Here is a 22,466-nt window from a genome sequence, read left to right as displayed (position 1 = left end):
TGATCATAGTGATGTTGAATTGCTTTTAAGGAGCTTTGGAATGAAAGAAATTGAATTAAAGCTGCAAGGTAAAATAAAACGTTTAACCAATCATACATTTAAATTTGATGAGCGAGTGAAAGATGGCTGGTTTTCCGCAGTATATTTTTTAAAGACCAGGGAAATCGTTAAAAAACACCGCAAAGATAATATAGTTACTATGCAGTTTTTCCAGAAGAGTAGTGGGGTTCTTTGTGGAACGGATGAGGTTATTGCTCTAATAAAAACATTCGCTGATAATCCCGAAGAATTAGAAATTTATTCATTAAAGGATGGAGATAAAATTAATCCATTCGAAACGGTTCTTACGATCACAGGGCCATATCAAAACTTTGGATATTTGGAAGGAATCATTGACGGGATTCTAGCGAGAAGGACTTCGGTTTCGACCAATGTCTATAATCTTGTTAAGGCAGCCGGAATTTCGGGGACTCAAAAGCATGTCATTTTCATGGGAGACCGTGATGATCATTATATCACTCAAGCTGGAGACGGCTATGCTGCCTATATCGGTGGAGCTACTGCTCAAGCTACACATGCCATGAATGAATGGTGGGGGAAAAAAGGGATTGGAACGATGCCTCATGCCCTTATTCAACTATTCAATGGAGATATTGTAGAGGCAACAAAAGCCTACAGAGAAACTTTCCCAGAGGACGATCTAATTGCACTGGTTGATTATAATAATGATGCCATTACCGATTCTCTAAAGGTTGCTAGAGAGTTTGGAGAAGAATTAAAAGGTGTAAGGGTAGACACTTCGAGAACCATGATTGACCAGTATTTCCTAAGAAATCAGCATCTCTTAGGAACATTTGATCCGCGTGGTGTTAATGCTGAACTCATTTTTGCTTTGAGAAAGGCTTTGGATGATGAAGGCTTTAACCATGTAAAAATTGTCGTGAGCGGTGGTTTTAACGAAACGCGTATTCTTGAATTTGAAGAACAAGGTGTACCCGTTGATATGTATGGAGTTGGAAGCAGTCTACTAAAGATTAATCTAGGGTTTACGGGAGATAATGTATTAATTAACGGTAAACACGAAGCAAAAGCGGGCAGAAGATACCGCCCAAATCCTAGACTTGAAAAAGTAGATTAGTGTGAAAACAAATGACCTATTGTATGGTAAGTGGAAAACAAAGGAGCGCGTTATATTGAAATGGATCATTCAATATTAGACTTACATGCGTTTCGAGAACAGAAACAGATGCAGGGAGAAGAAAAGGCTGCAGACTTATTAGAAAAAGCTCAAGCCTTTACTGAAAGATATGCCAATATTAGGGAAAGTGTAAGAGCGAAAAGTCTATTTAGAAAGTTACTTTCTCTCCCAGAAGACAGTAGATTAACTCCTATTCAAGAAAGAATATATTCAGAATGGTTTTTACATGATTATAAAACCATTCAGGGGTTAACGATGTTTAATTTATTTTTAAGGAATCATGCTAAAGAATTATCAGAGCCTGACTTAATCCAAGGGGCTCTCTTTTTAACCTCGACTTTTGAGCCCGTAAAAGTAAAGAAAGTTATTCAAAATAAATTTGAACTTAGTATCCTAGATTTATATTCGAATGAGGAGTATATACTTGTTCAAAGGAACATGGAGCTTTCAGAGGTAAAAGAAAATGGTACATATTTCATTCGAAAAATCCCTTTGATGATTAGGTCTTTTGGTATTGGTGGGGTTTACCCATTCCATGATATTGATATCTTAAATGAGATGCAAAAAGAATTTTTACTTCAAAAACAAGGGATAGAAAACTATACTTGGAGAGCCTTTCTAAAGAAAAATGCTGTGAAGTATATTTTCTAGGAGTACAAGGTACTAGAAATCACGTTCCTTTGTTACATAGTTTTTATATTTAAAAGATGTTATAATGATTGAATATGAGTCAATATATATAAATAAGATTTGATTAATTAGATAAAAGAATGAAACAATTGCTCTTAGAATACAGATGCTTTACCCAGATGAGCAAATAAAGAGAAACGTCATATACTGTGTTACAGATAGAGATGGTTGGAGGTTCTTTATATGACTATTTACCATTTTGTAGGTATAAAAGGATCGGGAATGAGTGCTTTAGCTCAAGTCCTTCATGATATGGATTATCATGTTCAAGGTTCAGACTATGAAAAACACTTTTTTACACAAGTGGCACTTGAACAATTAGGAATAAAGATTCTTCCCTTTCAAAAAGAAAATATACAACCTGGAATGACGGTGATTGCAGGTAACGCCTATCCAGATTCACATGAAGAAATTGAGGAAGCGATGAAGCTAGGGCTTCCTGTTGTTCGTTATCATCGTTTTTTAGGCGATTTTATGCAAAACTTTACTAGCGTTGCAGTTACTGGTGCCCATGGAAAAACATCAACTACAGGGCTACTTTCCCACGTCATGAGAGGAGCAAAGCCTACATCTTACTTGATTGGTGATGGGACAGGTAAGGGTGATAAAGATGCTGAGTATTTCGTCTTTGAAGCTTGTGAATATAGAAGGCATTTCTTATCATACTTTCCAGATTATACAATCATGACTAATATAGACTTCGATCATCCTGACTATTTTGCGAATATTGAAGATGTGTTTTCGGCTTTTCAAGAAATGGCTTGGCAAGTCAAAAAAGGGATTATTGCTTGCGGAGATGATGAGCAATTACAAAAGATACAAGCAAAAGTTCCAGTATTGTTCTATGGGTTCGGAGAAGAAAATGACTTCCAAGCTAGGAATATTGTGAAATCGACTGAAGGTACTACTTTTGATGTATTTGTACGTAATACGTTTTATGAATCTTTCTCCATTCCAACATATGGGGATCATAATGTGTTAAATGCATTGTCAGTAATTGCGCTATGCCATTATGAGGACATCGACTCTGAGATTATTAAAAATGAACTGATGAGCTTCGAAGGTGTAAAGAGACGTTTTTCACAAAAAACGGTCGGGTCTCAAGTATTAATTGACGATTACGCACATCATCCAACGGAAATTAAAGTAACGATTGATGCGGCACGACAAAAATATCCAGATCGAGATGTTATTGCTGTATTCCAGCCTCACACGTTTACGAGAACACAAACATTCTTAGAGGAATTTGCAGATAGCTTGAACTTAGCTGATAAAGTATACTTATGCGAAATATTCGGTTCTGCAAGAGAGAATCACGGCAAGTTATCTATCGAGGACTTAAAAGAGAAAATAACGAATGCTGAAATTATTAGTGAAGAAGACACTTCAGTATTAAAGAAACATGAGAACAGTGTCATTTTATTTATGGGTGCTGGAGACATTCAGAAGTTCCAGGAAGCCTATGAAAAACAATTAAGCTAATCTTATTTGTTAAAAAAGGTGCGAGCTAACTTAGCTTGCACCTTTTTTCGGTATTATTTTAAATTCTCAGGGTTTAACGCCTCTAATTCAGGAACCACAAATCTTCCATCTTTTCTAATCAGTACATCGTCAAAGTACATTTCTCCACCGCCATAGTCAGCACGTTGAATATTAACTAGATCCCAGTGTACATTCGAGTGGTTACCGTTAAACGCATTGTCATAGCATTGGCCAGGTGTGAAATGGAAGCTTCCATCAATTTTCTCATCAAATAAAATATCTTGCATTGGATGTAAAATATAAGGATTAACACCAATAGCAAATTCTCCAATAAAGCGAGCACCCTCATCTGTATCAAAGATTTTATTAATTCTTTCTGAATCGTTAGCGGTAGCTTCAACAATTTTTCCATCTTTGAAAGTTAGTCTAACATTTTCGAATGTAAATCCTTGGTACGGAGATGGAGTATTGTATGTAATGACTCCATTTACAGAATCACGAACAGGAGCAGTGTATACTTCTCCGTCTGGAATGTTCATTTGACCTGAACATTTGATAGCCGGAATATCCTTAATAGAGAATGTTAAGTCTGTATCAGGACCAGTAATTCGAACTTTATCCGTTTTGTTCATTAATTCAACGAGGTTATCCATTGCTTTGTCCATTTTTCCATAGTCTAAATTACAAACATTGAAATAGAAATCTTCAAAACCTTCCGTACTCATTTTTGCTAATTGAGCCATAGAAGAGTTAGGATAACGTAGAACAACCCACTTCGTTTTAGGAACGCGAATGTCACGGTGAACTTTTTTCCCGATGGTTGCACCGTGAATTTTCATTTTTTCATCAGGTACATCTGAATGTTCATTAATGTTGTCTCCTGAACGAAGACCTATGTAAGCATCCATTTTGCTCATAACACTTGCTTCAAAATCCGCAATCATGTTGAAATGGTCTTCCTCAGCACCCATTAATAAGGCACGGTCCACTTGTTGGTCTTTTAATAGAACAAATGGCTGTCCACCAGCAGCATACGCTTCTTTTACAAGTGCGTTAACTAGTTCACGTTGAAGTCCAAAGTTTTCAATTAAAACTTTCTCACCCTTTTGAAGTCTTACAGAATAATTAATTAAATTCCTAGCTAGAGTTTCAATGCGAGGATCCTTCATCTAAATCCCTCCGATGATATAATTTAATACTTGTTTATTGTAACCGAATTAGCATCATTTGTTGAAAAATATCGCTTAGTTTTTGTTCGTTTTATTGGCAAAACTATTAGGTAGGAAAAAAATCTTCACTGAATAGAGTTTCAATGTTAAGATTTTCTTATGTAGTTAAATATTTCTGTATAGGCGAAATTTGTCTATTTATATGTTTAGGCCCATATACATAGGGTAAAAAATGATAAAGAGTCAGGCGGAGGTGCTTTAGTGATTATTATTCTTTATTTAAGTGCAGCAGTTGCTGCTATAGCTTTTTTCTACTTAGTCATTTACTTAACAAGAACATTGAAATCTCTTCAAGTTACTTTAGACAGTGTATCAACCACATTAATCGGTTTAGAAAAGCAATTAGATGGTGTCACACGTGAGACGACAGAATTACTCCACAAGACCAATAACTTAGCCGATGATATCCAGCGAAAATCCAATAGCTTAAATAGTGTAGTTGATGCAGTAAAAGATGTTGGACAATCTGTTCAAAAGTTTAATCAATCAATTCAAACGATTACTCATTCTGTTAATTGTTCAGTAGAAGAGAACAAAGATAAAGTTTCACAAATTGTCCAATGGAGTAATGTGTTACTAGAACTTAAAGACAGATGGAAAATGAAAAAAAATGCAGCAACTATGGAGGACGCATATGAATATGAGGAAGGTAGAAGAGACAGAGAGCTAGAAAGAGAGAGACGAAGAGGGCGTTATTAATTTTATTTAATTATTCTATTAATACAATAGATAGCCTAAATTAATAGGAGGTTATATGATGGCAAGTCAAGAGAGAAAAAGTTATGATCAAGAGGCGAGAAGAGAAGAAAGTATAAATTCAAAGGATTTCATTATTGGTGCACTAATTGGTGGAATAGTAGGGGCAGCAACAGCTCTATTCCTTGCACCTAAATCAGGAAGAGAATTGCGCAGTGACCTGAATTCACAAGCTGTTACATTAAGAGAGAAGACGGGGCATATCAAGGATGTTGCTATGACTAAAGGAACTGAGTTAGCCGAAGTAGCAAAAGAAAAGACTACTTCAATTAGCCATGTTGTTTCAAAACAGTCAAACGAACTATTGAATAAAGTTAAGGTTGGAAAAATTCAAGAATTTTTAAATCATAATGAACAAATGGATGTTGATTCTTCCAATAAATACGAAGATATTCAAAGAAAATTAGAAGAAACGAAAAAAGCATTTGACCAAACGGAATCTAAGTTAAACTAGCTACTGAAACATATTTATTGTCTACTCAATAGGATTTGTTTTAAAATCGGTGAAGTGATAAGATTTACTTCACCGTCTTTTATTACAGTGCTAAGAATGGAGAAATTGTAGCAATTAGAGGAGGATTATAATGAAAAAAATAGATAGTGTAGAGGAATTTGAAGCGCTAATAGAGAATGAAAAGAATGTTTTACTAGTTAAGCATTCATTAACCTGTCCAATCAGCCATGCAGCGTTTGAAGAATACGAAAGTTTTGTCGAGGAGAATGCTGAGTTTAATAATTACTACTTAGCTGTTCAAGACTCACGCCCATTATCGAATTACATAGCGGAGAAGTTTCAAATAAAACACGAGTCTCCACAAGCACTCCTTTTCAGCAATGGAGAAGTGGTATGGCATGCTTCTCATTGGAAAATAACTTACAGCTCTTTAACGAAGGCACTTGAGGAATTAAATCAATGATAAAATAGAGAGGGGGTTACACTTCAGTGTAGCACCCTCTCTGTTTATTTAATTCAAGGTTGCTGTTGGCCAGACGATTTGTAGATGGTCCCCTGGTTCAATTATGTCATGAAAGCTTGTTTGTTGGTCATTTTTTAATAAAACAAAATTGCCAGTTGCGTCCTTTGGCATCGTTACGTCAACAAATTTAAATAGGTCTTGAAAAATAAAAGGCTCGAAACGATTTTGGATGATCGTTAATTTATCACCATCAAGAATCGTATCTTCAGCAGACAAAGGTTCTTCGTCTTTTATGAATTCAGTTATGGTTTTAGATAAGGAAATTTCTTGCCCATTAAATAGGACCGGTATGGAATATTGCAGTATAATTTGTTTAATATCCGCAAGCTCTTGTACCGTTGGGTTTTTCTTTTTCTCGATGGTGATAATATCTCCGTCATCGTAACTGTGATGAGGTTTCACTTCTAGACCATTTCTAAGTATTCTTCCCGAAAAAGGAGGTATGAACGTTTCTTTTTCATTTATTTTAATTCGAAAAGGTTTAAGTTCACTTAAAAAGGCTTGTAAATGAAGTGAAACTAATAACTCTTCAATGGAATCTGGATTTTTACAAATAATTTCGTCTCGATCTTCAATAAGCTTGTCGGGTGAAACAGGGAATCCATTACATAAAAGTTGAGGAGAAACCGTAAATACATCTTCGTTAATCGTTAACTTTTTATGCGGGATTTCATCAATTAAATCATTAATTTTTAGAATTGTCTTCTCTCCATCGATACCCTTTGTAACGGAAAGCTGATCGCCATTTTCAATTTCATCGTCTAATGAACATGGAAGTCCATTTTTTAAGAGAGTAGGTGGTGTCCCATGCTGCCCAGGGATTGTTATGGATTGACCATTAAGGGAAATGATCATAGCCATTCCAGGTTTACCATATAGTTTGTTCATTTTTATTCCTGCAGACAGTAGGCAATCCCCAACCGTAAGTTTCTTTACTTCAAATAATCTTACGGGTTGCTCATTCACATATACGGTTATATACTGCACTGGTGATTTTTTTGCTGCGATTGCAATCCCAATCGGAGTAACAAGTTCTGGCCCCTTTGCAATATGATCTGAAATCGTTAAGGAAGAGATTGCATCGATTCCTCTAATAGCTACCCTGTTCTCAGGTAAGTTTAGTTTTTCTGCCACCTTTTTAGGTAACTCAGGTGTTAAACTTCCCCCTCCTACTAACATAACTGCTTTTGGAGATTTATGATTATTTAATAAAAATATTTCATCACAAATGGAATGAGCAAGTTTATCAATAGCGGGAGTAATTTGTGTGATTACCTCTTCTTTTGGTACTTCTGTTTCAAACCCCAATATATCCGTAACCGTAACTACATCATGTGTATTTAGCTCTCTTTTTACTTTTTCAGCCAATGGGAAGTCTAGTAAATATTGATCACTGATTGACTCTGTAATTTCATCTCCAGCAATTGGAACCATTCCATAAGCTATAATGGTACCCATATCTGTAATGGCAATATCAGATGTTCCAGCCCCAATATCAACAAGAGCAACGTTTAATCTTCTCATAGAAGGAGGAATTAAAACGTTTATAGCTGCAATCGGTTCGAGGGTTAAAGCTTCCATCTCTAGTCCCGAACGGTGTAAAGCGGATAGCAAGGACTCTACTACCACCTTAGGTAAAAAGGTTGCAATAATTTCAACCGAAGCTTCATCACCTTGCTGGTCAATTAAGTTTCCTATTTCTTCCCCGTCTAAACGATAATAAAGAACAGAATAACCGACACAATAATAGTAATGACTTTTTTCTTCATCATGCTTTTCAGCAACAGAAGCCTGTGCCTGTTGAACAGCACTTAGTTCTAGATGAAGAATATCCTGTTTTTGCATCATCGGCTTTCCTTTAATATCAACAACAACTTTCGCACGTTCTGTTTTTAAAGCTCTACCTGCTGCAGCAACACAAACCTTTTTTAACGGTCCATGTTTCTTTTCTAAAGCATCTTTAATTTTAGATATAATGTTTGATACAGATATGACGTCGTGAATTTGCCCGTCTAACATAGCGCGTTCAGAGTGCTCAATCGTCATCATGTCAATAACTTGATATTGTTGGTTGATTTCTTCTAAAATGATACCAACTACCGAGCGTGTACCAATATCTAGGGCAAAAAGTTTATTATTTTCTTGCAAAACGATACACCTTCTTTATGTAATATCTTACATTTATTTGCATATAGTTCACTTTAATACATAAAAGCGTTTAATTAATAAAGAAAAATGCGTGACATCATGAAACAATTCATATATAATAACTCTAATTATACAGAAATGTACCATATTTGATAAGGTTGATAAAGAAGATTAACTTAAAATTAGCTTAATATATGGGTGATTTGGAGCTTACATCTTCTTACCTGAGACAATTTTTCAACAATGAAGGGATGGGAAAAAATGAGTAATCTCGATCAGTTGCGTAACCGTGTAGACGAACTAAATGTAGAGCTTCTAAAATTAATAAACGAGAGGGCACGACTTGTTCAAGAAATAGGCCGAGTTAAGGAAACTCAAGGGGTATATCGTTACGATCCTGTCCGTGAGCGTAGTATGCTTGATTTAATTAAGGATAACAATGACGGTCCATTTGAAAACTCAACGATTGAACATATATTTAAAGAAATATTTAAAGCCGGTTTAGAACTTCAAAAAGATGACCATAGAAAAGCATTACTTGTTTCTCGTAAGAAAAAACCAGAGGACACGATTGTGGATGTAAAAGGTGTAAAAGTAGGAACTGGGACACCTCAACTAATATTCGGTCCTTGTGCGGTTGAGTCATATGAGCAGGTTGCGACAGTTGCTGAAGCTGTTAAAGCAAAAGGATTAAGGTTGCTTCGTGGTGGAGCCTATAAGCCAAGAACATCTCCATATGATTTCCAAGGTCTTGGCCTAGAAGGATTAAAGATTTTAAAACGTGTAGCTGATGAATATAATTTAGGTGTTATTAGTGAGATTGTTAGCCCTCAAGATATTGAAACAGCTGTACAATATATAGATGTTATTCAAATTGGTGCTAGAAATATGCAGAACTTTGAACTTCTAAAAGCGGCAGGTGCAGTTGATAAACCAATTTTATTAAAACGTGGTCTATCGGCAACTATAGAGGAGTTCATTAATGCAGCGGAATATATCATGGCACAAGGAAACGGACAAATCATTCTTTGTGAACGTGGTATTCGAACCTATGAAAGAGCAACTCGTAATACTCTTGATATTTCAGCTGTACCAATTTTAAAACAAGAAACGCACTTACCAGTTCTAGTAGACGTGACACACTCTACTGGTAGAAGAGACTTACTGTTACCAATGGCGAAAGCAGCACTGGCTGTAGGCGCAGATGGTATAATGGCAGAAGTTCACCCTGACCCAGCTGTAGCATTATCAGACTCAGCTCAACAAATGAACTTAAAGCAGTTCGATGATTTCATGGCAGAACTTCAATCTTCAACCCATGTTCGAGTGTAAAATTCTAGCGAAACCTTGTTTATAACTCTGTAATTTAAAAACGAACCTTCTACTTTCAGTGGAAGGTTTTTTAGTTTTTAAAATTCAACTTTTTTCTAAAAAAACATGCCTTCACATTGCGACAATACTCTCATTGAAGTATGATTAGATACATAAATTAACTCGTTAAAGTAATTGACAAACATAGAAAAAGTTGACTAGTGTTTTTCACATTGATGTAAAATATAATAAGTCCAATTTTTAAGCTAAATACAAAGTTTACATAAGGCTATTTTTGCTTTCTAATGTTCGCTTTTTAAGAGCTGGATTGTCTTATATTGAAATAGTATTGGAATATACATTGTTAGTAAGGAGTGTTTTTTATGAACGTAACAATATACGATGTTGCACGTGAAGCAAACGTTTCCATGGCAACCGTTTCTCGGGTAGTTAATGGGAACCCAAATGTTAAGCCGGCAACAAGAAAAAAGGTATTAGAAGTAATTGATCGATTAGGCTATCGTCCAAATGCTGTTGCTAGAGGACTAGCTAGTAAAAAGACGACAACAGTTGGAGTGATAATACCAGATATCTCAAGTCCGTTCTTTGCTGAATTGGCTAGAGGAATTGAAGATATTGCAACGATGTACAAATACAATATTATCTTAAGTAACTCTGACCAAAATAAAGAGAAAGAGCTACACTTATTAAATACAATGTTAGGAAAACAAGTGGATGGAATTGTATTTATGGGCGGTAATATATCTCAAGAACATGTAGAAGAGTTTCAAAAGTCCCCCGTTTCCATTGTATTAGCAGGTTCAATTGAAGAATCGGGAACGATACCATCTGTAAATATTGATTATGAGCAAGCTACTTATGATGCCATTCAAACTTTCATTGAATCAGGTCATAAAGAGATAGCATTTGTCGTTGGACCTTTACATGAGCCTATTAATCAATTGAAGAAGTTAGCTGGTTATAAGCGAGCACTAGCAGAAGCTAATATCGAATATAGGGAAGACCTGATAGTTGAGGGGGACTATACTTATGATTCTGGTATTGAAGCTATTGAAAAGTTATTAGAACAACCTAATAAGCCAACAGCTATTTTTGTTGGTTCAGATGAAATGGCACTTGGAGTCGTACATGGTGCTGAGGACAGAGGGCTTAAGATACCAAATGATATAGAGATTATCAGCTCTGATAATACAAGGCTTGCACTTATGGTACGTCCACAGCTTACTACTGTGGTTCAGCCGTTATATGACATTGGTGCAGTAGCCATGAGGTTACTGACAAAGTATATGAATAAAGAAAAAGTGACGGATCATATTGTCGTTCTTCCCCACCGAGTCGAACAAAGAAGCTCAACAAAGCAATAATTTTGTCGATATATATATAAACTGAAAATTTTTCTTAGGAACTATACATGATGTCAAATCACATACCCTACTGAAAAATCTTCAAGTACAAAGAATTGCTTTATGCAGTAGTTTGGGGAGAGGGATTATGAAGAAGCTCGATGTTCTAACGCCAATCGGTTTAGTTATCGGTATTGTCATGCTGATATTTGGGATCGTTTACAATGGAGGAGTTGAGGGAATTCTTTCATTTTTAGACCCAGCGTCATTATTAATTGTTTTCGGTGGTTTAATATCAGGACTATTAATTAGTTTTCCTCTGAAAGATATTAAGCACTTGTTTACAGTAATAAAGCAAGGTTTCTCAAACGAAGAACAGAACTTGAGAGGATTAATAAATACTTTTATCGGCCTATCTGAACGTGCAAGACGAGAAGGACTGCTTGCCTTAGAAACTGAGGTTGAAAAGGTAGATGATCCTTTTATACGTAAGGGTGTCTTATTGGCCGTTGATGGTATAGAGCCCGAAGTGATTAATGATATTATGAATGCTGAAATAGCAGCAATGGAAGATAGACATAAGAAGGGGAGAGGCATTCTAGAAAAAGCTGGAGAGTATGCGCCTGCTTGGGGGATGATCGGTACCTTAATTGGTTTAGTTCTTATGTTAAAAAATTTAAATGACCCTTCAACGCTTGGACCTAACATGGCAATTGCGTTATTGACTACTTTATATGGTTCATTATTAGCAAACTTATTCTTTCTACCTCTTGCTGCAAAATTAGCATTAAAATCAGAAAGAGAAGTTTTCTTTAAGCAGATTATCATTGAAGGGGTAATCGGTGTCCAGTCGGGGCAAAACCCTAAGATACTTGAAGAAAAGTTGAGTGCCTTTTTATCTTCCGTTGAGCGTAAGGAGGACTTAAAGGTTGTACAGAGCGGGGAGGCGCTAAAAGATGAGGTTTAAAAGAAAGCCTCAGGAACCGTCTAAAGGTGCCCCGCTATGGATGGTAACTTTTTCTGATTTAGTTACATTAATTCTAGTTTTTTTTATATTACTTTTTTCCATGTCTCAGATTGATATCGTTAAGTTTAAGGCTATTGCTGAATCTTTTAAAGAAAGACAATTCCTAGATTTTTATCCTTCCGTTGTGCCGTTTGAACATCCTTCCGAGCAGGATGAAAATGTGAACAAACAAGACGAGGATATTGATGATAAGGAGAAAGAAAATCAGCTGCAAAATCTATTAACAGAGGTTGAAAAATTCCTTGATAAAAATGGATTAGAGGATGTCATTATTGCTAATCGTACAGAAAGAGGAGTTGTATTAGTTCTACAGGAACAAGTTTTATTTGAATCAGGAGAGGCGAATATAGTCAATGACTCAAATGCTTTCTTAGATAAAGTAGGGAAGTTACTAAAAGGTTTACCGAACTTGGTGAAGGTAGAAGGACATACAGATGATCGACCAATAACAACTTATCGATATCCATCAAACTGGGAACTTTCTTCAGCAAGGGCTAGTAGTGTAATTAGATATCTAGTAGACAAGCATTCATTAGATAGTACTAGATTCATAGCGGTTGGTTACGGAGAAACAAGGCCAATTGTTGCAAACACAGGACCAAAAAATTGGAAGAAAAACAGAAGAGTGGAAATAGTCATTTCTGATCCGAAGTTTGACGAGAATGACTTAAATAATTAATAGAAGAAGAGGCTTTCCCATTCAAAAGGGAAGCCTCTTCTTCTATTAATCTTGAAAATTAGATTATTAATTTTTACGTTTACAAGTAAAACCTCTTCCTCTTAAACGGATTCACTTTTAAGTCTATTTCTTATAGGATATAGAGCTTTATCCACCGTTTGTGCATTCTTCTCGGTAATTTCAGCTTTACGTGGGATTGGAGTATAGAGATTGTCTGGATCATCCCATTTTCCTGGCAAGGTGACAGGAGATTTCGTTTTCCATTCTTCAATCCAATCAGTAGGTAAATCTCCATAACAGTTCGAGTTTTCAGTCATTTCCATCCATATTAATGCCCAAGCGCGAGGAACAACTCTCCAAATATCATAGCCACCTCCACCTACTGCAACCCATTTCCCATCACAATACTCATGTGCAATTTGATGCGCAAGCTTTGGAATTTCTCGATAAATGTTCATTGAAGCAGATAAATGGGTAAGCGGATCCCAATAATGAGAATCAGCACCATTTTGCGTTAAAATAATATCTGGCTTAAAAAACTCTGCTATCTCTCTAAAGGAAGTAGTATAAGCATCAAGCCATGATTCATCTTCCGTAAAGGCATCTACTGGAATATTAAAGGAGTACCCATATCCTTTTCCTTGTCCGCGTTCATTCACATTTCCTGTGCCAGGAAACAGGTACCTTCCTGTTTCATGGATAGACAATGTGCATACATTGGGGTCATCATAAAATGACCACTGTACTCCATCACCATGATGGGCGTCTGTATCAACATATAACACCCTAGCATTATACTTTTGTTGTAAGTATTTAATAGCTACGGAACTATCGTTATATATGCAAAAGCCTGAAGCTTTACCTCTAAAGCCATGATGAAGGCCACCGCCTAGGTTTAGGGCGTGCTTCGCTTTACCACTCATAACATAATCAACCGCAGTTAATGTCCCACCAACCAATAATGAACTAGCCTCATGCATATTAGGGAATATAGGAGTGTCCTCAGTTCCTAAACCATAATTTTCAGCCACTTCACTTGTTAGTTGACCATGTCCAGCCAATCTGACAGCGTTTACATAATTAGGGTCATGTATTAAATGAAGTTCCTCCTCTGTCGCTGCACGTGGAGGAACGATATCTTGGTCATTAATAGCATTCGCTTTTTTTAGTAAATCTAGGGTCAGTTTTAGCCGAATCTGGTTAAAAGGATGGTTTGCGCTAAATTTATAGTTCAGCTGTTCTTCAGAGAAGATAAAAACAGCATCACTTGTCATGAGTCCATCCCCGGTAAATTCGGCCAGAGGACACAATGGCCAGCATTTTTTAAATCTTCAATTAAAGAAAGAGGGTTCATGGTTTGTACCCTTAAAACAAGAATTTTATAGGCTGGGTCTTTCTTATAAGGATAAACAAGCACACTTTGAATATTGGCTTTACGGTCTCTTATAACTGAAGTAATTTCACAAAGCATCCCAGCTTTATTAGGTACCTTTACTTCAATTTGTGAACCAGGCTGATGAGCACCCGTTAACTCTACTAAAGTATGAAGCAAATCTGTTTCAGTAACAATTCCCACTAGTTTTTGTTCTTGTATAATAGGTAAACAGCCAACCTTATGCTCATAGAATAGGGCAGCAATTTCCTCTACAAAATCTAGAGGATGAGCGGTAAGTATATTTGTGCTCATAATACTTCCTAACGTCTTTGTTAAGTCTTCTTTATGCTCCTCGTAATGAAAAATAGGAGATATGGCTTCCTTAATATCCCTATCAGTTACAATACCTACAATTTGTTCCTTTTGATCTACTATTGGGATGTGTCTGATTTTTTTCTCTTTCATTAGTTGTATGGCATCAGCAATAGAGTCATTTGGAGTCAGTGTGGATATATCAACTTTCATAATTTCTTCCACAATCATGATGAGTCCCCCTCTATATTAAATTCAACATCAAGCGTGCCTGACTTTCTTTGCTTGAAGTTTACTACGCTAAATTACTAATTTATAAAGCTGTCTTCGTGTAAGGCTAATACATAAATCGATTCATAAAGCGTAATTGGTCAAACCTTTGAATAGAGTCTGTATCCACTCTTTTTCCTATTTTAGCCATTAAGCAGTTAGCAGGATGTGAGCTAATTTCAGGATCATCCGTTGCATAATATTCAAGTCCGCCTGCATTCATCATCTTTTCCATGATCTTTCGATATTCCCATACATTTAAGCCTGTACCTTTTAAATCCCAATGCCAATAATATTCAGTAGTTATAATAATAAAATCTTCCATAGCATCGTCCATCATAGAAACAACAAGAAGGTTTTTTCCTACTGAACAGCCTCTAAATTTACTTATTACTTCAATAGCACCTAATTCAATTAAATTATCCATTTTTCCTTCAGACCAGCGTTCTAATGGATCAGGGTATAAATAGGTCACATATCCGATAATCGTATGTCTATGTCTTGCAATAATAATTCTACCTTCAGGTAAACGTGCTATTTCAACTAATGCTTTATGTTGTTGAGCAGGAGGACGAAAAGCTACTAAGTCCTCATGAAACTCTAAATCAGCAAGTTTTTCAGGTGTAATCGGGCCTTCAATAATGATATTGCCGTGAGGAGTTTTTATTTCTTTTGCATTGTATGTTTTTTTATGTTCCATTGATCCACCACCTATAAAATCATAAGAATCATAATTACTATTATACATCAAATCTATTAATTTAAAGCGCTTTCACAAAATTTTCTGTTTTTATTAGGCCCTTTTCTAAATCTTTTTGAACAATTTCTACACAAAAGTCATATAACTCAAGTTAGGTAAATATTTTAAAAATTGAGAAAAAATAATATTTGTAATATAATTAGAGATAAACATACCAAAAGGGGGATTATGTTTAATGAAAGTGGAAGCGCTACCAGCAACACAGGGGAAATATAATTTAAAAAGCTACGAAGAACAGTACAGTCAATTTGACTGGAAGGAAACAGAAAAAGAATTTTCTTGGTCTGAAACGGGACTAGTTAACATGGCATATGAGGCTATTGATCGTCATGCTGAATCCCATCGGAAAAATAAAGTTGCTTTATATTATCGTGATGGTAATAGACAAGAAAAGTATACATTTAAAGAAATGAAAGAATACTCAAATAAAGCCGGTAATGTGTTAAAGGCTTATGGAGATGTAGAAAAGGGAGATCGCGTTTTTATCTTCATGCCTCGTTCTCCAGAGCTTTATTTCGCGGTGCTTGGTGCTATTAAATTAGGTGCTATCGTAGGGCCACTTTTTGAAGCGTTTATGGAAGGTGCCGTTCGTGACCGTCTAGAGAATAGTGAAGCTAAGGTTTTAGTTACTACTCCTGAATTATTAGAAAGAGTTCCTGTATCTGAACTACCTGCTTTAAAACATATTTTCCTAGTAGGAAACGATGTTCAAGAAGAGGGGAAAATTGTTAGCTTTAACGAGAAGTTTGCTGAAGCTAGTAAACACTTAAAAATCGAATGGGTTGACCGTACAGATGGACTCATTCTTCACTATACGTCTGGTTCAACTGGAAAACCTAAAGGGGTTTTACATGTCCATAATGCTATGATTCAACACTATCAAACGGCAAAATGGGTACTAGACCTAAAAGAAGAAGATATATTCTGGTGTACAGCGGATCCTGGTTGGGTAACAGGTACGTCTTACGGAATATTTGGTCCTTGGTTAACAGGTGCAGCTAACGTAGTCGTTGGTGGAAGATTTAGTCCTGAAACATGGTACAGCATGTTAGATGAATATGGTGTAACGGTTTGGTATAGCGCTCCTACAGCTTTTAGAATGTTAATGGGTGCTGGGGACGAAGTGGTGAAAAAATACGATCTATCAAATCTAAGACATATTCTTAGTGTAGGTGAACCACTAAACCCTGAAGTAGTTAGATGGGGAATGAAAGTATTTAATTTAAGAGTTCATGATACTTGGTGGATGACAGAGACTGGAGCACAGTTAATCTGTAATTACCCTTGTATGGAAATTAAACCAGGGTCGATGGGGAAACCGATTCCTGGAGTCAAAGCTGCTATTGTTGATGACCAAGGTAACGAGCTACCTCCGTATCGTATGGGGAACTTAGCGATAAAAAAAGGTTGGCCGTCCATGATGCATACGATCTGGAATAATGAAGCTAAATTTGAGTCTTACTTTATGCCTGGTGACTGGTATGTTTCCGGTGACTCAGCCTATATGGATGAAGATGGATACTTCTGGTTCCAAGGTCGTATTGATGATGTTATTATGACTTCTGGTGAGCGTGTAGGTCCATTTGAAGTAGAGAGTAAACTGGTTGAACATCCGGCTGTTGCTGAAGCTGGTGTAATCGGAAAGCCAGACCCTGTACGCGGAGAAATTATTAAAGCCTTTGTTGCTCTTCGTGATGGGTTCGAAGCTTCAGAAGAATTAAAAGAAGAGATTCGTACATTTGTTAAAAAAGGTCTTGCAGCGCATGCAGCCCCACGAGAAATTGAGTTCCGTGATAAGCTACCAAAAACACGCAGCGGAAAAATCATGCGTCGTGTTCTTAAAGCTTGGGAACTAGATTTACCAACAGGTGACCTTTCAACAATGGAAGATTAATTATATGAAGAATGCCTCTACTTTTGTAGAGGTTTTTTGTATAAATAAACATCACTGCATAAAAAAACAAGAGTAAAAATCTACTCTTGTTTTTAAATACTCTTTAATTATTTTCAGATTCATCTCCGTCACCTGGGTCATCATCTTGACCATCATCACCGGTGCCTGGATCGCTACTAGGTTCTTTAGGTTTTTCTTCTTTATTATCTTTATCTTTTTTATCGTTATTTTTATCAGAGGAATCTTCTTCTTGCTTACTTCCGATTTGTACCTCATTTGAAGGGGAAGACTCTTTACCTGCGATATCAACAGCTATTACGGTGTATAAGCCGTTATCGCCTGAGTATTGAAGAGTTTCTCCCGCTTTAATGCTAGCTACTTTTTTACCGTCTTTGTACACTCGATAGCCAATTACATCGTTCTCAGAGTGTTTAGACCAAGTTAGCTTTTTCCCGCTCACTTTAACAGAGACCGCTGCAGGTGATTTACCGTTATCTTCAAGTTTATCATCAGGTAATAATAAATTTGCGAATCGGTCTTTATTAGGTATCAGTTGTTCCGTATCCGTAGTGACTCCAAATATTTTTTGAATGTACTCAGGATTTAATATTAGTCCCTTTTGTGAAAATTCATCTGGAGTTGAATCAAGGGCTAAATATTTTTTATCTCCAATAGTTACGTATTTACCTTCAATGAAGCTATCGTCCACTTTAGTAGGAACGTATTTTGCGTTAAATAAATCTGTCTCAACTAAACCAGCTTTAGAACAAGCATCAGAAGGTAATAGCCCAGATAGTGCACAGAAAGAACGTCGAACGATTCCACCAGGCATTTTAAAGCCTTGAGCTGGGTCAATTAATTCCGGTTTGATATCATATGCAGCATTGATTAAATCAGCCCAAATATAAATATTACGTACACCGTAAGATAAGCCCCTATAGCTTAATTGAAGAGGCTTTGGAGTATCGTACCCCATCCAAACACCAAACGAAACATTTGGGTTTGTAGCAACAAACCAGGCATCCTTATAATCCTGTCCTGTTCCTGTTTTGCCGGCCCAATCAGAACTGAATTTTAATCGACTATTAAGTGCTGTAGCTGTACCACTTCTAATAACATCACGCATCATATCGATAGCTAAGTAGGATGTTTGAGGACTAAATACATCCACAGGCTCTACCTCGTGTTGGTAAATGACTTTACCGCTTTTATCTACAATCTTCTCAATCATATAGGCATCAATAAATTTTCCACTATTGGCGAAAGTACCGAATGCATTTACGTTCTCTTCAACTGAGACCCCGTTGGTTAAACCACCTAGAGCTGTTGAACGGTTTGTATAGTCATCATCAGCTAGAGAAGAGAATCCCATCTTAGAAAGGTATTCGGCTGGACGTTTATCAAGAATATCAACATATGCTTTAACAGCAGGTACGTTGTAAGATCTCTTTAGCGCATTTCTTGCAGATGTTAACCCGCTATATCCACCACCGTAGTTTTTCGGCCAAGGTTCACTGCTAGCCGGATTAAGCTTTAACGCAACATCAGGTAAAATGGATCCTGGTGATAGTGTACCTAACTCGATTGCAGGAGCATAGACAAGAAGAGGTTTCATGGTCGATCCGTTTGGACGTTTTGCGTTAGTTGCATGGTTTGTTTGTTCACGACTGTGATCACGTCCACCGACAAAGCTGATGATTTTTCCTGTTTTATTTTCGATTAAGACAGCACCTAATTCTACAGGTTTGCTAACCGTTACATCTTCACCTGTTTCAGGGTCCTCTTCTACCTCTGAAATGTCGCTTCCGTAAAACTGAAATTCATCTTTTACTTTATTCATAGCATTGTAAATCTTTTTATCAATTGTTGTATGGATGGAATAACCATTTTGGCGAAGGTTTCTGTCTGCGAGTGTTTCGTATTCCTCTAGCAAAGACTTATCCTTCTTTAAATCCTCCAATGTATAACCATCTTTTTCTGCTAGGATTCTAGACAGTATTTCAATAGAACGTTGCTCAATCTCAGCCGTTAGCCATGGATATTGCTCCTGTGGACTTGGACGGTAAGGGATAAAGTCCTTTGTAATATCATAGGCTAATGCTTTATTATACTGCTTTTCTGAGATTGAACCATTATCATACATTCTTTTTAGAACGGTTTTCATTCTAGTTAATCCAGGTTCAAGATTTTCCTTCAATTGTCCTTTATTCGTAAAAGGTGTGTACCCAAATGGACTTTGAGGAAGACCAGCAATAAAGGCGGCTTGCGGCAGGGATAACTCACTCGCTTTTACGCCAAATAGACCTTTTGATGCTGCTTGTACCCCAGCAATATTTCTTCCTGAAGAGTTCCTACCAAACGTAGAAACGTTCAAATATGCTTCTAAGATTTCTTTTTTGTCAAAGAACTTTTCAAGCCTTAAAGCAAGTAAAATTTCCTTTGCTTTTCTTTCAAATGAGATTTCATTTGTTAAGATCTGATTTTTGATTAACTGCTGTGTTAATGTACTTCCACCTGACTGGACTGAAGAGTTAGTTACTTCTTGAAAAAGTGCACGCATAATAGCTTTTGGCACAACACCATCATGCTCGTAGAAGTATTCATCTTCTGTAGCAATTACTGCTTTAACTAAGTGATCTGAAACATGGTCGAGTGTAATTTCTTCTCTTTCTAAGTCCGTTCTCAGTTTACCCAGATAGACTTTATCTGCAAAATAAAGATTCGATGTCTCTTCATAGTTGTATATATCTTTCTTCATGCTGTCATAGGATCTTATAGGCTCTTTCTTAACTAAAGAGGCGAAATAACCTGCGCCTACTCCTCCTGCGAATGCTCCACCAAGAACTATGATAATAAGAAATAATAGCGTTAAGTTCCAGAAAACTTGATAGGTTATACTAGCTCCCTTAACCGTTTTTTTATGTGTTAATAGGTTTAGTACAGACCTAAATTTATTTTTTTCTTGTTGGTTCTCGTCTTTCATCGACATCAATCCCCCTAAAATCACATACATTATAGCATAAACAAGGGCATTAGAATGAAAAGCAATGACAATTTCTAAAAATTCCTTTTTAATTTGCCTAAAAATAACAGAATTAATGATAAGACAGATTGACAAAGCTACAGGATGTATGTTAAAAATTTGTTAAGCTAAAATCTATAACTTAATAACTTGAATTTGCATTGACGAGAATCAGTAGTGTTTCTATCCCTGTTTCAGAAAGCTGGCGGTTGTTGCGAGCCAGTACAAATAGAAAGATGAATTACCTCTCTGAGCATTTACTGTGAACCTTTTTCAAGCATTAGCAGTAAACGGTTTATCCGTTATCTAATTAAAGTGGAATTCATAAAATTTATTGAATGTTAATGAATTCAAGTTGGGTGGTACCGCGATCTTTCGTCCCTTCGAATATAAATTCGAAGGGACTTTTTGTTTTCCGGGTGATTTTAAAGGCTGTTTTGGTAATGATTGTTGTTATTTGTAAAAATCCAAAAGCCGATTTTTACCCCTTGCTAGTTAAAGAGTGCTACCAAATTTAGATGGTAAGGCTTTTTCTAAAACTGATAACCTTATCTGCCCATTAAAGCATGTATACTTTATAGGTAAATTTATATGTGAGAAGCAACAAGTTTTTAGAAAAGAGCCATTTTAAAAGAATATTAGGAGGTATTAACATGAACTTACTTGAGGATTTGCAGTGGCGTGGAATTATATACCAACAAACAGATGAAGTAGGTACGAAAGAAATTCTAGAAAAAGAAAAGATTTCACTATACTGTGGAATTGATCCTACAGCAGATAGTATGCATATAGGGCATCTACTTCCCTTCTTAACGTTAAGAAGATTTCAACAAGCAGGGCATCGTCCTATCGTTTTAGTAGGAGGAGCTACTGGACTCATTGGAGATCCAAGCGGGAAAAGTGAAGAGAGAAACCTTCAAACTCTTGAGGCTGTTCAGCACAATGTGGACAGTATAAAGGTGCAGTTACAAAATATTTTTGATTTTAGTGGAGAAAATGGTGCAATTATGGTTAATAACTATGATTGGGCTGGTTCAATGGATATCGTTACGTTCTTACGTGATTTCGGGAAACATGTAGGAGTAAACTACATGTTAGCAAAAGATACCATCTCTTCACGTTTAGATACAGGAATTTCTTTTACTGAGTTTACTTACACGATTTTACAAGCAATGGATTTCGTTCATTTGTTTGAAAAGCATAATTGTAGAATGCAAATTGGTGGTAGTGATCAGTGGGGGAATATCACAACTGGTCTTGAGTTAATTAGAAAAATGATGCCTGAAGGTTCTAAAGCATTTGGAGTAACCATTCCTTTAGTAACAAAGGCTGATGGAACTAAGTTTGGTAAGACCGAGAGTGGTGCTATCTGGTTAGATGCTGAAAAAACTTCTCCTTACGAGTTCTACCAGTTCTGGATTAACACTGCTGATGCAGATGTAATTAAATACTTAAAATTCTTTACCTTCTTATCAAAAGAGGAAATTGAAGCACTAGAAGTAGCCGTACAAGAAGAGCCACATTTACGTAAAGCGCAAAAAGCGTTAGCAGAAGAAATGACACGTTTAATTCATGGTCAAGAATCATTAGACCAAGCAATTAAAATTTCAGCAGCATTGTTCAGTGGAGATGTAAAGAATTTAACTGGAACTGAAATTCAGCAGGGTTTTAAAGATGTACCTTCCTTTGAACTTTCAACTGGGGAAGAAATGAACATTGTTGACTTACTAGTTACAGCAAAGATATCTCCATCGAAACGACAAGCACGTGAGGACGTATCTAACGGAGCTATTTCTGTAAACGGAGAAAAAGTGACTGAATTAGAATATGTTGTAGGTGAGCAAGACCGTATCGATGGAAAATTTACCATTGTTCGTCGTGGTAAGAAGAAGTATTTCTTAATAAAATACTAATCTAGATTGAAATACAAAGAGTGGATAGCGTGATGCTGTTCACTTTTTTCGTACTCTAA

Annotated in this window: 18 protein-coding genes and 1 other annotated feature; of the genes, 12 read left to right on the top strand and 6 right to left on the bottom strand. The window is 36.4% G+C overall.

The genetic code is table 11. The annotated features are described in order from the left end of the window. The first annotated feature begins 40 nt into the window (after nt 1–40). The 3 genes from SM124_RS12405 to murC all read left to right on the top strand — a co-directional run bounded on the left by SM124_RS12405 (nt 41) and on the right by murC (nt 3,370). Complete coding sequence (locus SM124_RS12405) at nt 41–1,138, top strand: nicotinate phosphoribosyltransferase (RefSeq protein WP_322446856.1); 1,098 nt, start codon at nt 41–43, stop codon at nt 1,136–1,138. A 60-nt stretch (nt 1,139–1,198) separates the two neighbouring features. Continuing rightward, a complete protein-coding gene (locus SM124_RS12400; protein ID WP_322446855.1) occupies nt 1,199–1,849 on the top strand; it encodes a hypothetical protein in 651 nt (216 codons plus the stop codon). Nucleotides 1,850–2,071: 222 nt separating this feature from the next. Then, on the top strand, nt 2,072–3,370 hold the full coding sequence (gene murC / locus SM124_RS12395) for a UDP-N-acetylmuramate--L-alanine ligase (protein ID WP_322446854.1): 1,299 nt from the start codon (nt 2,072–2,074) through the stop codon (nt 3,368–3,370). 53 nt (nt 3,371–3,423) lie between these two features. On the opposite strand, the gene SM124_RS12390 is transcribed toward murC, so the two are convergent. Continuing rightward, nucleotides 3,424–4,539 (bottom strand): aminopeptidase, encoded by a 1,116-nt coding sequence (locus SM124_RS12390; RefSeq protein ID WP_322446853.1) that lies wholly within the window; start codon nt 4,537–4,539, stop codon nt 3,424–3,426. A gap of 261 nt (nt 4,540–4,800) precedes the next feature. Here SM124_RS12390 and SM124_RS12385 point away from each other — a divergent pair, with 261 nt between their 5' ends. The 3 genes from SM124_RS12385 to ytxJ all read left to right on the top strand — a co-directional run bounded on the left by SM124_RS12385 (nt 4,801) and on the right by ytxJ (nt 6,272). Beyond that, nucleotides 4,801–5,298 (top strand): DUF948 domain-containing protein, encoded by a 498-nt coding sequence (locus tag SM124_RS12385; RefSeq protein ID WP_322446852.1) that lies wholly within the window; start codon nt 4,801–4,803, stop codon nt 5,296–5,298. Between the two features lie 55 nt (nt 5,299–5,353). Then, nucleotides 5,354–5,809 (top strand): YtxH domain-containing protein, encoded by a 456-nt coding sequence (locus tag SM124_RS12380; RefSeq protein WP_322446851.1) that lies wholly within the window; start codon nt 5,354–5,356, stop codon nt 5,807–5,809. A gap of 130 nt (nt 5,810–5,939) precedes the next feature. Continuing rightward, nucleotides 5,940–6,272 carry a bacillithiol system redox-active protein YtxJ gene (ytxJ, locus tag SM124_RS12375; protein WP_322446850.1) on the top strand — a complete coding sequence of 111 codons (333 nt, stop codon included), beginning with the start codon at nt 5,940–5,942 and terminating at the stop codon, nt 6,270–6,272. A gap of 48 nt (nt 6,273–6,320) precedes the next feature. Here the strand turns inward: ytxJ and pilM are convergent, their stop codons facing one another. Continuing rightward, the gene (pilM, locus tag SM124_RS12370; protein ID WP_322446849.1) at nt 6,321–8,480 is read right to left on the bottom strand and encodes a pilus assembly protein PilM; all 2,160 of its coding nucleotides are present in this window, start codon (nt 8,478–8,480) and stop codon (nt 6,321–6,323) included. Between the two features lie 261 nt (nt 8,481–8,741). Here pilM and SM124_RS12365 point away from each other — a divergent pair, with 261 nt between their 5' ends. The 4 genes from SM124_RS12365 to motS all read left to right on the top strand — a co-directional run bounded on the left by SM124_RS12365 (nt 8,742) and on the right by motS (nt 12,861). Continuing rightward, entirely contained in the window at nt 8,742–9,812 is a 1,071-nt protein-coding gene (locus SM124_RS12365) for a bifunctional 3-deoxy-7-phosphoheptulonate synthase/chorismate mutase (RefSeq protein WP_322446848.1), read from the top strand. A gap of 362 nt (nt 9,813–10,174) precedes the next feature. Continuing rightward, nucleotides 10,175–11,176 (top strand): catabolite control protein A, encoded by a 1,002-nt coding sequence (gene ccpA, locus SM124_RS12360; protein WP_322446847.1) that lies wholly within the window; start codon nt 10,175–10,177, stop codon nt 11,174–11,176. A gap of 127 nt (nt 11,177–11,303) precedes the next feature. Next, on the top strand, nt 11,304–12,122 hold the full coding sequence (motP, locus tag SM124_RS12355; protein WP_322446846.1) for a flagellar motor protein MotP: 819 nt from the start codon (nt 11,304–11,306) through the stop codon (nt 12,120–12,122). Then, on the top strand, nt 12,112–12,861 hold the full coding sequence (gene motS / locus SM124_RS12350) for a flagellar motor protein MotS (protein ID WP_322446845.1): 750 nt from the start codon (nt 12,112–12,114) through the stop codon (nt 12,859–12,861). The genes motP and motS overlap by 11 nt, the downstream gene beginning before the upstream one ends. A gap of 101 nt (nt 12,862–12,962) precedes the next feature. Here motS and SM124_RS12345 read toward each other — a convergent pair whose 3' ends face one another. The 3 genes from SM124_RS12345 to SM124_RS12335 form a co-directional block, all read right to left on the bottom strand. Next, entirely contained in the window at nt 12,963–14,135 is a 1,173-nt protein-coding gene (locus SM124_RS12345; RefSeq protein ID WP_322446844.1) for an acetoin utilization protein AcuC, read from the bottom strand. Further along, nucleotides 14,132–14,779 (bottom strand): acetoin utilization AcuB family protein, encoded by a 648-nt coding sequence (locus tag SM124_RS12340; RefSeq protein ID WP_322446843.1) that lies wholly within the window; start codon nt 14,777–14,779, stop codon nt 14,132–14,134. The genes SM124_RS12345 and SM124_RS12340 overlap by 4 nt, the downstream gene beginning before the upstream one ends. A 106-nt stretch (nt 14,780–14,885) precedes the next feature. Beyond that, a complete protein-coding gene (locus tag SM124_RS12335) occupies nt 14,886–15,518 on the bottom strand; it encodes an N-acetyltransferase (protein WP_322446842.1) in 633 nt (210 codons plus the stop codon). 235 nt (nt 15,519–15,753) lie between these two features. Here SM124_RS12335 and acsA point away from each other — a divergent pair, with 235 nt between their 5' ends. Continuing rightward, nucleotides 15,754–17,472, top strand: a complete 1,719-nt coding sequence (acsA, locus tag SM124_RS12330; RefSeq protein ID WP_322446841.1) for an acetate--CoA ligase — start codon at nt 15,754–15,756, stop codon at nt 17,470–17,472. 103 nt (nt 17,473–17,575) lie between these two features. Here the strand turns inward: acsA and SM124_RS12325 are convergent, their stop codons facing one another. Next, the gene (locus SM124_RS12325; protein ID WP_322446840.1) at nt 17,576–20,455 is read right to left on the bottom strand and encodes a transglycosylase domain-containing protein; all 2,880 of its coding nucleotides are present in this window, start codon (nt 20,453–20,455) and stop codon (nt 17,576–17,578) included. A 191-nt stretch (nt 20,456–20,646) separates the two neighbouring features. After that, nucleotides 20,647–20,880: a binding site (T-box leader), on the top strand. A gap of 267 nt (nt 20,881–21,147) precedes the next feature. Here SM124_RS12325 and tyrS point away from each other — a divergent pair. Then, a complete protein-coding gene (gene tyrS, locus SM124_RS12320; protein WP_322446839.1) occupies nt 21,148–22,407 on the top strand; it encodes a tyrosine--tRNA ligase in 1,260 nt (419 codons plus the stop codon). The last annotated feature ends 59 nt before the right edge of the window (nt 22,408–22,466 follow it).

The sequence above is a fragment of the Robertmurraya mangrovi genome, assembly GCF_034427655.1.
In the GTDB taxonomy this organism is placed as follows: Bacteria; Bacillota; Bacilli; order Bacillales; family Cytobacillaceae; genus Robertmurraya_A; species Robertmurraya_A mangrovi.
Note: the sequence above shows the minus strand (reverse complement) of the source record. Positions and strands in the feature narration are given on the sequence as shown.

Coding starts and splice junctions, on each gene's coding strand:
- SM124_RS12405 (WP_322446856.1), top strand. CDS start 41: ATGAAAGAAATTGAATTAAAGCTGCAAGGTAAAATAAAACGTTTAACC.
- SM124_RS12400 (WP_322446855.1), top strand. CDS start 1,199: ATGGATCATTCAATATTAGACTTACATGCGTTTCGAGAACAGAAACAG.
- murC (WP_322446854.1), top strand. CDS start 2,072: ATGACTATTTACCATTTTGTAGGTATAAAAGGATCGGGAATGAGTGCT.
- SM124_RS12390 (WP_322446853.1), bottom strand. CDS start 4,539: ATGAAGGATCCTCGCATTGAAACTCTAGCTAGGAATTTAATTAATTAT.
- SM124_RS12380 (WP_322446851.1), top strand. CDS start 5,354: ATGATGGCAAGTCAAGAGAGAAAAAGTTATGATCAAGAGGCGAGAAGA.
- ytxJ (WP_322446850.1), top strand. CDS start 5,940: ATGAAAAAAATAGATAGTGTAGAGGAATTTGAAGCGCTAATAGAGAAT.
- SM124_RS12365 (WP_322446848.1), top strand. CDS start 8,742: ATGAGTAATCTCGATCAGTTGCGTAACCGTGTAGACGAACTAAATGTA.
- ccpA (WP_322446847.1), top strand. CDS start 10,175: ATGAACGTAACAATATACGATGTTGCACGTGAAGCAAACGTTTCCATG.
- motP (WP_322446846.1), top strand. CDS start 11,304: ATGAAGAAGCTCGATGTTCTAACGCCAATCGGTTTAGTTATCGGTATT.
- motS (WP_322446845.1), top strand. CDS start 12,112: ATGAGGTTTAAAAGAAAGCCTCAGGAACCGTCTAAAGGTGCCCCGCTA.
- SM124_RS12345 (WP_322446844.1), bottom strand. CDS start 14,135: ATGACAAGTGATGCTGTTTTTATCTTCTCTGAAGAACAGCTGAACTAT.
- SM124_RS12340 (WP_322446843.1), bottom strand. CDS start 14,779: ATGATTGTGGAAGAAATTATGAAAGTTGATATATCCACACTGACTCCA.
- SM124_RS12335 (WP_322446842.1), bottom strand. CDS start 15,518: ATGGAACATAAAAAAACATACAATGCAAAAGAAATAAAAACTCCTCAC.
- acsA (WP_322446841.1), top strand. CDS start 15,754: ATGAAAGTGGAAGCGCTACCAGCAACACAGGGGAAATATAATTTAAAA.
- SM124_RS12325 (WP_322446840.1), bottom strand. CDS start 20,455: ATGAAAGACGAGAACCAACAAGAAAAAAATAAATTTAGGTCTGTACTA.
- tyrS (WP_322446839.1), top strand. CDS start 21,148: ATGAACTTACTTGAGGATTTGCAGTGGCGTGGAATTATATACCAACAA.